Origin of the sequence: Synechococcus sp. CCAP 1479/9 (genome assembly GCF_019038535.1) — a bacterium.
GTDB lineage: Bacteria > Cyanobacteriota > Cyanobacteriia > PCC-6307 > Cyanobiaceae > Cyanobium.
The window spans coordinates 1-13,000 of the sequence record NZ_JAFKRK010000005.1 but is presented as its reverse complement, the minus strand read 5'-3'; the positions used below and the strand labels follow the sequence as shown (position 1 = coordinate 13,000).

Sequence of the window (13,000 nt, the reverse complement as noted above, 5' to 3'; positions counted from 1 at the left end):
ACTGGTTGGCAACTGGTTGGAATCGGGCGATGAAGACCGTCGGGGCCTTCGAGGCCAAGACCCACCTCTCCAGCCTGCTGGAGGAGGTGGCCGGTGGCGAGGAGATCCTGATCACCCGCCACGGCAGGCCCCTGGCACGGCTGGTTCCTGTCAACGCCCATGGCCGCGAGCGCCGCATCGAGGCCATCCAGCGTCTGCGCCGCTTCGCCACCGGTCGGCGCCTCAACGGCTCCTCTATCCAGGAGTTGCGGGACGCAGGCCGCCGGTGCTGAGCTTCGTCGCCGACGTTTCCGCAGTCTGCGCCTGGTGTTTCGAGGACGAACGCACCGCGGCCTCAGAGGCGCTCCTGGCGCGGTTGCCGGAGTCTGAACTCTGCGTGCCGGCGCTGTTTCTCTGGGAGCTGGCCAACGTGCTGCTGATGGCCGAACGGCGCGGCCGGATCAGCGCAGCGGATCGGAGCCAGTTCCTCACCCTTGTGGTTCAGCTCGATCTGGCCATCGATCCCGCCGATCCGGCCGTCGTCTGGCACGACGTGCTGAGCTTGGCGGCCCAGCACCGTCTCACCAGCTACGACGCCGCCTATCTGGAACTGGCGATGCGCGCAGGTCTCCCCCTGGCCAGCCGCGACAACGCACTCATTGAGGCCGCCAGGACCTGCGGGCTGGAGCTGCTCGCCTGCTGAATCGACTGGTTGCCGTTCAGACGGCGAAACCCGGATCGATCAGCGCCATCGCCGCCGCCGCCCGGCGGCAGAGCTCGGCGTGGGCCGGGCCGTGGCTGGCGATCAGGCAGCCCGCCTGGCACACGTCGCCGCTGTTGTAGGTGAGGGGCCGGCCATCGGCATGGCTGAAGGCACCGCCGGCGGCGACCAGCACCGCCTCCGGGGCGGCCATGTCCCAGTCCTTGGGGGCACTGCGGCCCGACAGGGAGATGTAGAGGTCGGCCTCCCCCCGCAGGATCGTGGCCACCTTGCCGCCGACACTGCCGATCGCCGTGCTGCGGGCCGGCCGCAGCTCGGCCAGCAGCTGCTCCAGGCGGTCGTCGCGGTGGTTGCGGCTGGCCACCAGCACCAGTTCCTCGCCACGGCCGCTGAGGGTGGCAGGGGTGCGCTCACCAGCCCGGTTCTCGCGCCAGGCCTCACCCCCCGTGCCGGCGTCGCCCGCCCCCACCAGCCCGAACCAGAGCTCCTCCGGCTCCGGCAGCAGCACCACCCCCAGCACGGGCCGCTGGCCGCGCACCAGGGCCAGGTGGACGGCGTACTCGCCGGTGCCCTGCAGGAAGTCCTTGGTGCCATCGAGGGGATCGAGGATCCACAGCCACTCGGCGTCCAGGGGCTGGCCCGGCACCAGCATCTCGGCGGCGGTCTCCTCGCTCAGCAGGGTCCAGCCGGCGGCCGGGAAGGCCGCCGCCAGGCCGTCGAGCAGCCAGCGGTTGACCGCCAGATCCGCCGCCGAGACCGGCCCCTCGCCGCCGTGGTCGACGCTCAGGGCCGGCGGGAACCCGTAGGGGGGCACGTCGCCGCGGGCATAGGCCCGCAGGATGTCGGCCGCCCCCCAGGCCAGCCGGCGCAGTTCCGCCAGCAGGGGCTCACGGCCGATGCCGTCGGGCAGGGCGAAGGCAGACGGCATCATGGAGACCGGAAAACGGCATTGTGCAGGAATCGGTGCAGGAGCACGAACCCGCCGCCGGCGTTCTCTATCTGGTGGGCACCCCCATCGGCAACCTCGACGACCTCTCCCCCCGGGCCCGGCGGGTGCTGGCGGGGGCCGACCGCGTCGCCTGCGAGGACACCCGCCGCAGCGGCCTGCTGCTGCACCACCTCGGCATCAAGGCGCCGCTGCTGAGCTTCCACCAGCACAACCAGACGGCCCGCATCCCCCAGCTGCTGGCGGCCCTGGAGGCGGGCGAAGCGATCGCCGTGATCAGTGATGCCGGCCTGCCGGGGGTGTCGGATCCGGGCCAGGAGCTGGCGGCCGCCGCCCGCGCCGCCGGCCGCCAGGTGATCTGCGTTCCCGGCCCCAGCGCCGTGACCACCGCCCTGGTGAGCAGCGGCCTGCCCTCGGGCCGCTTCTGCTTCGAGGGCTTCCTGCCGCCGAAGGGCGGCCCCCGGCGCCAGCGGCTGGAAGCCCTGGCCGGCGAGGAGCGCACGATGGTGCTGTTTGAAGCCCCCCACCGGCTGCTGGCCCTGCTCGAAGACCTGCTGGCGGTGCTCGGCGACCGGCCCCTGCAGGTGGCGCGGGAGCTCACCAAGCGCCACGAGGAGCAGGTGGGCCCCACGGTGGCGGCGGCCCTGGAGCACTTCCGCCGCACCCCGCCCCAGGGGGAGTGCACCCTGGTGCTGGGCGGTGCCCCGCCGGCGGCGGCCCCCGTCTGGGACGAGGCCGACCTGCGCCGCGCCCTTGGGGAGCTGGTGGCGGGCGGCCTCAGCAACCGGGAGGCCGCCCGCACCCTGGCGGAGCGCAGCGGCCACAGCCGCCGGGACCTCTATGCCCTGCTGCACCGCGAGCCGTCAGACTGAAGCAGCTGGTCCTGCAACGCCCCGATGCTTCTGCGCCTGCGCCTCCTGTGCGGCAGCCTGCTGGGCGGCACCCTGCTGCTGACCCTGCTCTGCCTCGGGGCCCAGAACCTGGAGGTGCGGCCCCAGCTGCGCTTCGGCTTTGCCCGCAGCGCCCCGCTGCCGGCCGGCTTCATCGTGGGGGTGGCCCTGGTGCTGGGGGTGATCAGCGGCGGCGCCAGCGCGGCCCTGCTGCTGCCAGGCAGCCCCCCGGGCGACGAGGGCTGAGGCCTCAGCTGCCGGGAAGGGCGTAGAGGGAACCCTCGATCACCACCCGGCTGATGCCCTGGGCCAGCAGGTAGGGGGCGGTGAGCTCGAACACCTTCAGGTCGGGCAGCTTGATCACCCGCTGGGTGCGGCCGCACTGGCGTTTGGCCTGGCGGGGATTGAGGAACACCACCAGGGCCTGGCGCTCCAGCTCAGCGTCCGGCAGCCGGCCCAGCTCCGGGAACTCGCTCAGGGGCCGGGCCTGCAGTTCCACGGTCTTGTCGACCAGCATGTAGGCGCTGGAGGGCAGGGCGGCGCTGGCCAGGGGCTGGAGCCGGCCGTCGGCCCCCGCCGGGGCGCCGTCATCGAGCAGCACCACGGGGATCGGCTGGAACGGGTTGATCTCCCCCTCGGCCCCGTCATCGTCACCGTCGTCGCTGGTGAGCAGGTCGTCGTCATCGGCGCCGAAGTCGTCGGCATCCTCGATGGCGAGCACGGCGGGACCGTCCTCCGCTTCCGCCTCGGCCTTCACCGGGGCCGCCACCGTCAAGCGGCGGGGCGGGGCAGGGATGACCCTACGAGCGGTGGTGGTCGTCTCAGGAGCGGGTTCCGGGGCGGGCTCCAGGGCGGGTTCCGGCTCAGCCGGCGCTTCCGGCTCGGGATCCGGCTCGTGCGCCGCCTCCGGCTCGGGGGCGGGCTCAAGCTCGGAGGTGGGTTCCGGCTCGGGGGTGCTGATGGCGAGGGCCGTCTGCAGGGTGTCCGGGGCAGCGGCCGGGTCGGCATCGTCCGTGGCCACACGGCTGCGCCGGCGGGAGCGCTCCGCCTTGAGGCGCTCGTATTCCTCGTCGCCGAGTTCCGTGCGAACGACGCGGATGACCGTGTTGGCGCTGCAGCCGTAGCTGTCCGCCAGCTGCTGGCTGCTGGAACCCTCCCGGAATCGCCCAACCAGCTCGGTTTTCTGGCTGTCGCTGAGCCGGGTGGCGGCCATGGAACGGTTCAAGCGCGGTCGTTCACTGTAGGGGGGGCTACCGGAGTGGCCTGGCCGCCGAACACTGGCACAATGCCCACCGGGCTCCCTTAGCTCAGCTGGATAGAGCAGCTGCCTTCTAAGCAGCCGGTCGATGGTTCGAATCCATCAGGGGGCGTTGGCAGAAACGGCCGGGAATTGACACGCCGAAGCCCGACCAACCCATGTAGAGTCGTGTATCTACATCCCGGCGGCACCGGCCGTGCTGGACGCCTTGGCACCATCCCAGCCCAGTCAACGAGCCGAGGAACCTGGCCGGCGCGTCCAGCAGGCGATCCGTCGCTGGGGCAACAGCCTGGCTGTCCGGATCCCCGCCGAGTGCCTGCGTCAGGCCGGCCTGCGGGAAGGTGACCCGATCGAGATCGTCGTCGGAGCCGACGGCCGAGTGAGCCTGGAGCCCCTGCAACGACTGGACCGCCGCGCGCTGGCCGCCGACCTGCGCCAGCTGCAGGCCACCATGCCGATCACCCCATCGGTGATCGAAGCGTGCCGGGACCAGGAGCGCTGGTGAGGCCGTGCCCGCCGTGATCTACCTGGACACCAGCGTCGTGGTTGCCCTGCTGACCCCGGAAGCGTCCAGCCCGGGGGCACTGGAATGGCTGGAGCAGTGCCGCGACACCCTGATCAGCAGCGACTCGCTGATCACCGAAACCCACAGCGCCCTCGGCCTCAAGCAGCGCCACCACGGGCTCAGCCCGGAAGCCCGCAGGGCCGCCAGCGAGCATTTCGAGCGCCTGCTGCAGGGCGGCGTGGAACTGCGCGCCCTCGACCGGGACCGTTTCCGCCAGGCCGCTGAGTTGCTTCAGGTCCCCGCTCTCGGGCTGCGCGCCGGTGATGCCCTGCACCTGGCGGTGGCCCTCCATAGCCGCTGCTCCCATCTGGCCAGCTTCGACGGGCGGATGCGGCAAGCCGCCGCCGCCCTGGGCCTGACTCCAGCGCTGGACTAGCGCCGCACCGGCACCACCTGCATGCCGATCGGGGCCAGGGCGATCAGGGCCAGCTTGATGTGCTGGATGCCGAAGGGGATGCCCACGATCGTCACGAAGCAGGCCACCGCGGCGCTGAGGTGGCCGATCGCCAGCCACCAGCCGGCCAGCAGGAACCAGATCACGTTGCCGACCAGCCCCAGGGGACCGGTGCCGAAATCCATCCGGCCGGTGAGCTCCCGGCGGCTGACGGCCTCGTAGCCGAACGGCCAGAAGGAGAAGTTGCCGATCACGAAGCAGGCCCGGGCCCAGGGGATCCCCACGATCGTGATCGCCGCCACCAGGCCGGCCAGCCACCAGCCCAGGCCCATCACGAAGCCCCCCAGCACGAACCAGAGGACGTTGAGCAGGAAGCGCAGCATGGGGAGGTCCGGTGCTGCGCTCCAGCATGACGCCGTTCGGCCCCTCAGCCGCAGGGTTCGGCCGGGGCGGTGCAGCTGGCGGCCAGGCCGGCGAGCCAGCCCCTGAGGCGTTCCAGGGCTTCCGGCTGCAGGCGGTAATACACCCAGCGGCCGCTCTGGCGGTCCGCCAGCAGGCCTGTTTCCTTCAGCACCTTGAGGTGGAACGAGAGCTTCGACTGGGCCAGGCCCAGGTCGGTGGTGAGGTCGCAGACGCAGCGCTCGCCGCCGCCGAGGGCTTCGATCACCTGCAGCCGGATCGGGTCGGCCAGGGCCCGCAGCAGCAGGCGCGCCTCCTCGGCCTCCAGCGGGGCCGAAGCACAGGCGAATCGCCCAGAAGCGCCGGGAGTCGGCGGAGCTGCAGCGGTCCTTAACCCGGCCATAAATCGATCAACTCTGCTTGATGCGAGGTTAGGGGCCTGTCGCTGCAGGCGCTGTGAGGATCGGCATCAACGGGTTCGGGCGGATCGGTCGCCTGGTGTTCCGCGCCCTCTGGGGGCGGCCGGGCCTGGAGCTGGTTCACGTTAATGACAGCGCCGGGGACGCCGCCGGCGCCGCCCACCTGCTGGAATTCGACTCGGTGCACGGCCGCTGGACCCGGACGGTGGCGGCCGAGGCCGACGGCGGGGGCTTCGCCATCGAAGGGCGCCGGGTGGGCTGGTCGCGGGGGAGCGATCCGGCGCTGGTGCCCTGGCAGGAGGCGGGGGTGGAGCTGGTGCTCGAGTGCAGCGGCAAGGTCAAGACCCCCGAGGCCCTCGCCCCCTACCTGCGGCAGAGCGGCGTGAAGCGGGTGATCGTGGCCTGCCCCGTGAAGGGCGAGCTGGACGGCATCGACATCCCCAACATCGTCTTCGGCATCAACCACGGCACCTACGTGCCGGACCGGCACCGGATCCTCACCGCCGCCTCCTGCACCACCAACTGCCTGGCGCCGGTGGTGAAGGTGGTGCACGAGAGCTTCGGCATCCGCCATGGCTCGATCACCACCCTGCACAACGTCACCAACACCCAGGTGGTGATCGACAGCTTCAAGAGCGACCTGCGCCGGGCCCGTTCCTGCAGCCAGAGCCTGATCCCCACCACCACCGGCTCGGCCAAGGCGATCGGGATGATCTTCCCCGAGCTGCAGGGCAAGCTCAACGGCCACGCCGTGCGCGTGCCCCTGCTCAATGCCTCGCTCACCGATGCGGTGTTCGAGCTGGAGCGCCCGGTGACGGTGGAGGAGGTGAACGGCGCCTTCGCGGCGGCGGCGGCGGGTCCCCTGCTGGGCATCCTGGGCTACGAGGAGCGGCCCCTGGTGTCGGTCGACTACGTCAACGACAGCCGCAGTTCGATCGTCGATGCCCTCTCGACGATGGTCATCAACGGCACCCAGCTGAAGGTGTACGCCTGGTACGACAACGAGTGGGGCTACAGCTGCCGGATGGCGGATCTGGCCTGCCATGTGGCCGCCCTGGACGCCGTCCGGGCGGAGTGAACGGCCGATGCTTCCGCTCCGCTCCGGCCAGCCACTGACGGCCCTGCAGCAGTACGCCATCGTCACGGCCAACTACTGGTGCTTCACCCTCACCGACGGCGCCCTGCGGATGCTGGTGGTGTTCCACTTCCGCTCGCTGGGCTACAGCACGCTGGAGATCGCCTTTCTGTTTCTCTTCTACGAGTTCTTCGGCATCATCACCAACCTCTGCGGCGGCTGGCTGGGGGCCCGCTTCGGTCTGCACCTCACCCTCTGGACCGGCACCCTGATGCAGGTGGCGGCCCTGCTGATGCTGGTGCCCGTCGCCGACAGCTGGCCGAAATGGTGGAGCGTGGCCTACGTGATGGTGGCCCAGGCGCTCAGCGGCATCGCCAAGGATCTCAACAAGATGAGCGCCAAAAGTGCTATCAAGTCCGTGGTTCCGGAAACCCCCGACGACCACGACAGGGGCGAGAGCCAGCTGTTTCAGTGGGTGGCGATTCTCACCGGCTCCAAGAACGCCCTCAAGGGGGTGGGCTTCTTCCTCGGCGGCCTGCTGCTGGCCACGATCGGCTTCAACGCCGCCGTCGGCGCCATGGCGGCTGGCCTGTTCCTGGCCTTCCTGTTCACCCTGGTGCTGCCCGGGGAGATCGGCCGCATGAAACAGAAGCCCGCCTTCACCGCCCTGTTCTCCAAGTCTCCCGGCATCAATCGCATCTCCCTGGCCCGGTTCTTTCTCTTCGGCGCCAGGGATGTCTGGTTCGTGGTGGCCCTGCCGGTGTTCCTGCAGACCACGCTCGGCTGGCGCTACTGGGAGGTGGGCGGCTTCATGGGGCTGTGGGTGATCGGCTACGGCCTCGTGCAGGGATCGGCCCCGGCCCTGCGGCGCCGCTGGGGCCAGACCGCGCCGCCGGGCGTCTCCGCCGTGACCTTCTGGAGCGGACTGCTCACCGCCATTCCGGCCCTGATCGCCATCGCCCTCTGGCGCGAGGTGGGGAATCCCGGTGTGGCCGTGGTGGTGGGACTGGCGGCCTTCGGGGTGGTGTTCGCCATGAATTCCTCGATCCACAGCTACATGATCCTGGCCTACACCGATGCCGAATCGGTGAGCCTGAACGTGGGTTTCTATTACATGGCCAACGCCGGCGGCCGCCTGCTCGGCACCGTGCTCTCGGGTGCCCTGTTCCTGGTGGGCGGCCTGCAGGCCTGCCTGTGGAGCTCGGCCCTGCTGGTGGGGCTGGCCTGGCTGGTGAGCACCCGGCTGCCGGCACCGCCGCGCCAGGCCCAACCCCGCCCCCTGGCCATCGGCTGAGCGCAGATCCTCGGCTGAGCCCTGACCCCCGAGGGCAGCCCGCGCCGGCGGGGCTGTTGTCGCCATGCTGAATGCCGTTGTTCCGTCGGCCATGCCCTTGAGCGCCCCGCCCCGCCAGAGGCTGCTGGAGGCGAACGGCGGTTGCTGGGAGGGTCTGTTCCACCGGCTCGATCCCGACGGCCGCGAGATCGAGCGCTTCCCCACCCGGCTGCGGGTGAGCGATGAGGACGGCACGATCGAAGCCGCCCTCACCTACCTGAACACCGGCCGCGTGGTGCCGATGCGCTTCAGCGAACCCCCGGCGGCGATGCAGATCAGCGCCGCCGGCCACTGGAGCCTGGGCATGGATCGGATGGGTCCATGGCCCTGGATCGCCGAGCTCTGCGTCGTCCAGGGCGAGCGGCGCCGGCGCGTGGTGCTGCGCCATGGCATTGAGAGCCTCGAGAGCTTCACCTATGCCAGGGAATGGCGGCCGGGCACAGGTGACGCCGGCCCCGACACGCCGCTGGTGGCCGTGATCGAGAGCATCGGATCGGGGGACGCCTCCGGCCACCGCTGGCACCTCGACGACGATGTCGAGGTGGTCATCTCCCCTGGGCCCGGCGAGGCGGGGCCCGTGCGGGTGGCCCTCAGCTGGCAGCCCGCCGGCGGCCCGCCGTGCCGGATCGAGCGCCGCTACACCCCCTACGGTCTGCTGGAGCCGCTGTCGCCGGACTGATGGGGCCCCCGCTGGTTTACCACCCGGCCTACGCGGTCCCCCTGCCCAGCGGCCATCGCTTCCCGATGCAGAAGTTCCGGCTGCTGAAGGAGCGGCTGGAGCAGCTGGAGCTGGCCCGCCCGGGGCAGATCCACCAGCCGCTGCCGGCACCGCGCCGCTGGCTGGAGCAGGTGCACGGCCGCAGCTACCACGAGGCCTTCTCCCGGGGGCTGCTGACCCCCCAGGAGGTGCGCCGCATCGGCCTGCCCGTCTCGCCCCCCCTGGTGCGCCGCAGCTGGCTGGCGGTGGGGGGCACCGTGCTCACGGCCCGGCTGGCCCTGCGCCACGGCCTGGCCTGCCACCTGGCGGGCGGCACCCACCACGCCTTCCCGCTGCACGGCAGCGGCTTCTGCATCTTCAACGACTGCGCCGTGGCGGCCCGGGTGTTGCTGGCCGAGGGCCTGGTGCGGCAGGTGCTGATGGTGGATCTGGACGTGCACCAGGGCGACGGCACGGCGGCGATCTTCACCGGCGACCCCCGCGTGTTCACCTTCTCGATGCACGCGGCCAGCAACTTCCCCCTGCACAAGCAGACGGGCGACCTGGACCTGGCCCTGGGGGACGGCGTGGGGGATGACGCCTACCTGCGGACCCTGGAGCGGACCCTGCCGGATCTGCTGGATCAGGTGCGTCCGGATCTGGTGCTCTACAACGCCGGCGTCGATCCCCACCGGGACGACCGCCTCGGCCGGCTGGAGCTGAGCGACGACGGCCTGTACCGGCGCGACCGACTGGTGATCGATGCCGCCCTGCGGCGCCGCCTGCCGGTGGCCACCGTCATCGGCGGGGGCTACGACGACCTGGCGGCCCTGGTGGAGCGCCACACCCTGGTGGTGAGGGCCGCTGACGAGCTCGCCCGGATCCACGCCACCGGCATGGAGCTGTCACGTCCGGTCACAGATGGCCCCCGACCCGGTCAGCTCTGAGTCATACGGGGGCGTTTTCCTGGTGGGGCCACGGAGCTTCGACCATGATCAGCCGTTCCTCCCGCCTGCTCCACGCCGCCCTGGGGGTGGTCTGCGGCGCCGGAATCGTCTACGCCCCGGTCCAGGCCCAGACCTCCCTGACCGTGCCCCTGGGGCAGTCCGGGTACTACGGCCGGATCACCATCGGCAACCAGGCCCCACCGCCGGTCCTCGGCTACGGCCCGGTGATCGGCTGGCAGCCCTTGGGCAGCGACCGCTGGAACCCGTCCGCGATCGAGCCCATCTACCTGCGGGTGCCCCCCCAGCAGGCCCGCGACTGGGGCCGCTACTGCGCGCTGTACCAGGCCTGCAACGTGCCGGTCCTGTTCGTCCAGGACGACTGGTACCGCAACACCTATGCGCCCCGGGTGCGGGCGGCCCAGGCCAGGCAGGCCAGGCAGGCGGCCCGGCAGGTCCGGCGCGCCGAGGAGGCACGCGATCGCTGGCGCGCCTCCCGTGAGGCCGTGAAACGGCTGGTGACGCCCGACGGCCGCGTCTACGTGCTGGAGAAGCGGCGCGACCGTGACGACGACGACGATTGAACGCCGCCCTGAGTCAGCGGCGGCCGAGCAGGTCCTCCCAGGTGAGGGGGTGCTGGGAGGGGTCGTGGCGGGGCGGCCTGGCCGCCAGGGGGCAGCAGGGGTAGGCATGGGGACCGCGGCCGGAGGCGGCGGCGCCGGGGATGGGGCGGGTCGCGCCGGACGGGCGCCTGGAGAGGGTGTTCATCGGAAAGGTGGACAGGGGGATATGGATCTCGCACCGGGAGACTGCCGATCCCCCGCGGGGAATCGCACACGGCAGTCGATGTTGGACCTGATGGACCGACGTTGGACCTGGTGGACCGACCCCAGGAAGCGCGGGGCGGCTCGGTGCTGGCTCCGACGAAGGCGAACAACAGGTTCGCCGGCTTCTGCCGGATCGGTTCACCCTAGCCGATGCTCTGGCGGCCCCATGGCGGGATGTTGCAGGAACCAGGCGAAGCGGTGGTGACGCAGACAACAACCGGACCTAGAATTGGCACTCCCCCTGTTCGCGCTTCATGGCAGGGGCGTGCCGTGCCCGTTTCATGTCACAGGATCTGCATCCCGAAGGGAAGCGTGCCAGCACACGGCACCACGTCCCTGTCGGCGTTTCGGTGAGCCTCACCCTGGCCACGAAGCAATCGGTGTTCGTCAATCTCCGCGATGTCAGCGAACAGGGGGCCTGCGTCCTGCGTCAGGGGAGTCTGGACGTCCAGGAGGACGACACCGTCATCTTCGAAGCCCGCAACTACGACGCCGGCTCGAAGGTGACCCTGCGCTCCAAGGTGCGCTGGGTGCGAAACACCGGCTTCAACACCTACGTGGGCCTGTCTTTCCTCAACGCCTCGCTCCCCCAGGATGCCCTCACCAGGCTGGTCGCCTGAGCTCGATCAGCCCTCCGCGGCGGCAGGTCCAGCCTCCTGACCCGGTAACGGCCCATCCGTGAGCGTCCGGCTGAGCTGGGCGCCCCGAAACTCCGCCCCATCCACCCTGGCGCCCCGCAGGTCAGTCCGGCTCAGATCGGCCCCGGTGAAGTTGGCACCGCGCAGGTCGGCGTCTCGGAGATTCGCCCCGCTCAGATCGGCGCGGCTGAAATCCGCCTCGGCCAGATCAGCGCCATGGCAATCGGCGTTGCGCAGCACCGTGCCGGAGAAGTTGGCACCGCGCCACCGGCTGAACGGGATCCTCAGACCTTCGAGATCCACGCCCCCCAGATCGAAGCCGTCCTGCCAGAGGCCATCGGCGGAGAGCATCTCCAGGGCCCGAAGGCGGCCCAGGCTGTTGGAGGCCCCGGCCTGACGCTGGGCCAGCAGCAGTTCGAACATCTCCTGATGCTCTTTCTCCTTGCGCTGTCCGGCTTCGAGCAGGTAAAAGATCGCCGCCGTGACGATGCTGAACGATTCGACCGTGCCGACGCTGATGATCTCCAGGAAATTGCTGGTCAGGCAATCGGCCTGGCCGGCCTTGGCATGGCAGTTCTCGAAACGGTTGACCACCGCCAGCAACGCAAAGGACAGCGCGGCGGCCATCAGAACCCGGAAACCGAAGGAGCGGTCCAGCAGCCAGAAGAACGGCGATTCACGCCGCCGCTTCTGGCGTGCGTACCAGGTGGAGGAGGGCCTGCGCATCCGGGTCAGTTCTGGGTTGGAGGTGAGGGGAAGATCCTGTCCCAGTCACGCCGCAGGCTGACCAGGCTCCAGTCGTGGCGCCCGGCCAGCTCCAGGCCCTGATCCAGGCGGCCGAAGGGGGAGGCACGGTCGTAGGCCACCTCCCGCTCGCCGTCATCGTGGTGCAGCAGCAGCCCCAGCCGCTGGCCGGGGCCGGCGGTGGTCCAGCGCAGCATCGCCAGGTCGCCGTCGGAGTTCCCGAAGGCCGCGATCGGGCGCCGGCCGATGGCCCGGGCGATCCCCAGCGGCTTGGCCTCGCCGTCGTTGATGGAATCGACCATGGCTTCGCGCCAGACAGTCGGCTGGCCGTTCTCCTCGCCGTAGCGCAGCTGCAGTGTCGAGCCGATCACCCGCTCCGGAGGGATGCCGAAGGTCTCCTCGGCGAACACCCGCACGAACTCGACACCGCCACCGGTCACGATCCAGCTGCGGAATCCCCTGGCCCGCAGGAGCGCCAGCAGTTCCAGCATCGGCTGGTAGACGAGCCCGGTGTAGGGCACCCCAAGCCGGGGATGGCGGGCCTCCCGCAGCCAGGCGCGGGCCAGGTCGCTGAAGGCCGCGTCGGTCATGCCGGCATGGGTGATCGCCGCCAGCTCCAGCAGCCCCTCGAGGCCGTGGCCCATCAGGGCGTCGATGTCGTCGGCCAGGGCCGCCGCCACCAGGGAATGGCGTTCCAGCTCGGGGCGCTCCGCCACCAGATGCCGTACGCGCTGGAGGGCGAAGGCCAGCTGCACGTACATCGGCTGCTCCGACCAGAGCGTGCCGTCGTTGTCGAACACGGCGATCCGCTCCTGGGGCGCCACCCAGGCGGGGTCCCCGGGGGTGCTGACCGCCTGGGCGAACGCGAGCAGGCGCCTCTTGACGCTGCCCTCGCGCCAGGAGGGCAGGGGATCGGGGCCAGCGTCAGCGGTCATGGGGTCGCTTGCCGTCATGGGCTGCGGTGTGCCGCCGGCCCACGCTGGCACAGGGACCGGAGAAGCCCAGCCTCGCCCAGCCGGAACCCGACGCCATGAAAAAACCCCCTGCTCGCGCAGGGGGTTGGAAGGTTCCAGAGAATCTGGAAGGGCTGGATCAGCCGATCGCCGGGGCGGTCAGGGCCACGGGGGTGGCGCTGGCAGCGGCCAGGTCGAGGGGGAAGTTGTGAGCGTTG

At 70.8% G+C, this 13,000-nt stretch carries 19 protein-coding genes and 1 tRNA gene; 13 read left to right on the top strand and 7 right to left on the bottom strand.

Annotation, left to right across the window (positions count from 1 at the left end):
* Positions 1-29 precede the first annotated feature (29 nt).
* Positions 30-272 (top strand): type II toxin-antitoxin system Phd/YefM family antitoxin, encoded by a 243-nt coding sequence (locus KUG38_RS01585; RefSeq protein WP_216918747.1) that lies wholly within the window; start codon positions 30-32, stop codon positions 270-272.
* The gene (locus KUG38_RS01580; protein WP_216918746.1) at positions 266-682 is read left to right on the top strand and encodes a type II toxin-antitoxin system VapC family toxin; all 417 of its coding nucleotides are present in this window, start codon (positions 266-268) and stop codon (positions 680-682) included. Before KUG38_RS01585 ends, KUG38_RS01580 begins: the two co-directional genes overlap by 7 nt.
* A 16-nt stretch (positions 683-698) precedes the next feature.
* Here the strand turns inward: KUG38_RS01580 and KUG38_RS01575 are convergent, their stop codons facing one another.
* On the bottom strand, positions 699-1,631 hold the full coding sequence (locus tag KUG38_RS01575; RefSeq protein WP_216918745.1) for a 3'(2'),5'-bisphosphate nucleotidase CysQ family protein: 933 nt from the start codon (positions 1,629-1,631) through the stop codon (positions 699-701).
* 32 nt (positions 1,632-1,663) lie between these two features.
* On the opposite strand from KUG38_RS01575, the gene rsmI reads away from it, so the two are divergent.
* Both rsmI and KUG38_RS01565 read left to right on the top strand, forming a co-directional pair.
* Complete coding sequence (rsmI, locus tag KUG38_RS01570; RefSeq protein ID WP_353617692.1) at positions 1,664-2,518, top strand: 16S rRNA (cytidine(1402)-2'-O)-methyltransferase; 855 nt, start codon at positions 1,664-1,666, stop codon at positions 2,516-2,518.
* Positions 2,519-2,542: 24 nt separating this feature from the next.
* Entirely contained in the window at positions 2,543-2,782 is a 240-nt protein-coding gene (locus KUG38_RS01565; RefSeq protein WP_216918743.1) for a hypothetical protein, read from the top strand.
* Positions 2,783-2,786: 4 nt separating this feature from the next.
* On the opposite strand, the gene KUG38_RS01560 is transcribed toward KUG38_RS01565, so the two are convergent.
* Entirely contained in the window at positions 2,787-3,749 is a 963-nt protein-coding gene (locus KUG38_RS01560; RefSeq protein WP_216918742.1) for a hypothetical protein, read from the bottom strand.
* Positions 3,750-3,832: 83 nt separating this feature from the next.
* On the opposite strand from KUG38_RS01560, the gene KUG38_RS01555 reads away from it, so the two are divergent.
* From KUG38_RS01555 to KUG38_RS01545, 3 genes are all read left to right on the top strand, one after another.
* Positions 3,833-3,906 (top strand) — tRNA-Arg (locus KUG38_RS01555).
* A gap of 96 nt (positions 3,907-4,002) precedes the next feature.
* Positions 4,003-4,299: an AbrB/MazE/SpoVT family DNA-binding domain-containing protein gene (locus KUG38_RS01550; protein ID WP_216918741.1), complete on the top strand. Its 297-nt coding sequence runs from the start codon at positions 4,003-4,005 to the stop codon at positions 4,297-4,299.
* 4 nt (positions 4,300-4,303) lie between these two features.
* Entirely contained in the window at positions 4,304-4,735 is a 432-nt protein-coding gene (locus tag KUG38_RS01545; RefSeq protein WP_353617691.1) for a type II toxin-antitoxin system VapC family toxin, read from the top strand.
* Here KUG38_RS01545 and KUG38_RS01540 read toward each other — a convergent pair.
* Both KUG38_RS01540 and KUG38_RS01535 read right to left on the bottom strand, forming a co-directional pair.
* The gene (locus tag KUG38_RS01540; RefSeq protein WP_094586160.1) at positions 4,732-5,136 is read right to left on the bottom strand and encodes a YccF domain-containing protein; all 405 of its coding nucleotides are present in this window, start codon (positions 5,134-5,136) and stop codon (positions 4,732-4,734) included. The genes KUG38_RS01545 and KUG38_RS01540 overlap by 4 nt on opposite strands.
* Positions 5,137-5,180: 44 nt before the next feature.
* Positions 5,181-5,555 carry an ArsR/SmtB family transcription factor gene (locus KUG38_RS01535; RefSeq protein ID WP_286195525.1) on the bottom strand — a complete coding sequence of 125 codons (375 nt, stop codon included), beginning with the start codon at positions 5,553-5,555 and terminating at the stop codon, positions 5,181-5,183.
* 53 nt (positions 5,556-5,608) lie between these two features.
* On the opposite strand from KUG38_RS01535, the gene KUG38_RS01530 reads away from it, so the two are divergent.
* The 5 genes from KUG38_RS01530 to KUG38_RS01510 all read left to right on the top strand — a co-directional run bounded on the left by KUG38_RS01530 (position 5,609) and on the right by KUG38_RS01510 (position 10,204).
* Complete coding sequence (locus KUG38_RS01530; protein WP_216918740.1) at positions 5,609-6,649, top strand: ArsJ-associated glyceraldehyde-3-phosphate dehydrogenase; 1,041 nt, start codon at positions 5,609-5,611, stop codon at positions 6,647-6,649.
* 7 nt (positions 6,650-6,656) lie between these two features.
* Positions 6,657-7,940 carry an organoarsenical effux MFS transporter ArsJ gene (gene arsJ, locus KUG38_RS01525; protein WP_216918739.1) on the top strand — a complete coding sequence of 428 codons (1,284 nt, stop codon included), beginning with the start codon at positions 6,657-6,659 and terminating at the stop codon, positions 7,938-7,940.
* A gap of 97 nt (positions 7,941-8,037) precedes the next feature.
* Complete coding sequence (locus KUG38_RS01520) at positions 8,038-8,658, top strand: DUF3598 family protein (protein WP_216918738.1); 621 nt, start codon at positions 8,038-8,040, stop codon at positions 8,656-8,658.
* A complete protein-coding gene (locus KUG38_RS01515; protein WP_216918737.1) occupies positions 8,658-9,623 on the top strand; it encodes a histone deacetylase family protein in 966 nt (321 codons plus the stop codon). The genes KUG38_RS01520 and KUG38_RS01515 overlap by 1 nt, the downstream gene beginning before the upstream one ends.
* A 44-nt stretch (positions 9,624-9,667) precedes the next feature.
* Positions 9,668-10,204: a hypothetical protein gene (locus tag KUG38_RS01510; protein WP_216918736.1), complete on the top strand. Its 537-nt coding sequence runs from the start codon at positions 9,668-9,670 to the stop codon at positions 10,202-10,204.
* Positions 10,205-10,217: 13 nt separating this feature from the next.
* On the opposite strand, the gene KUG38_RS01505 is transcribed toward KUG38_RS01510, so the two are convergent.
* On the bottom strand, positions 10,218-10,388 hold the full coding sequence (locus tag KUG38_RS01505) for a hypothetical protein (RefSeq protein WP_216918735.1): 171 nt from the start codon (positions 10,386-10,388) through the stop codon (positions 10,218-10,220).
* 340 nt (positions 10,389-10,728) lie between these two features.
* On the opposite strand from KUG38_RS01505, the gene KUG38_RS01500 reads away from it, so the two are divergent.
* Entirely contained in the window at positions 10,729-11,067 is a 339-nt protein-coding gene (locus KUG38_RS01500; RefSeq protein ID WP_216918734.1) for a PilZ domain-containing protein, read from the top strand.
* A 6-nt stretch (positions 11,068-11,073) separates the two neighbouring features.
* Here KUG38_RS01500 and KUG38_RS01495 read toward each other — a convergent pair whose 3' ends face one another.
* Both KUG38_RS01495 and KUG38_RS01490 read right to left on the bottom strand, forming a co-directional pair.
* On the bottom strand, positions 11,074-11,811 hold the full coding sequence (locus KUG38_RS01495; RefSeq protein ID WP_216918733.1) for a pentapeptide repeat-containing protein: 738 nt from the start codon (positions 11,809-11,811) through the stop codon (positions 11,074-11,076).
* A gap of 5 nt (positions 11,812-11,816) precedes the next feature.
* On the bottom strand, positions 11,817-12,782 hold the full coding sequence (locus tag KUG38_RS01490; protein WP_286195524.1) for an HAD family hydrolase: 966 nt from the start codon (positions 12,780-12,782) through the stop codon (positions 11,817-11,819).
* Between the last annotated feature and the right edge of the window lie 218 nt (positions 12,783-13,000).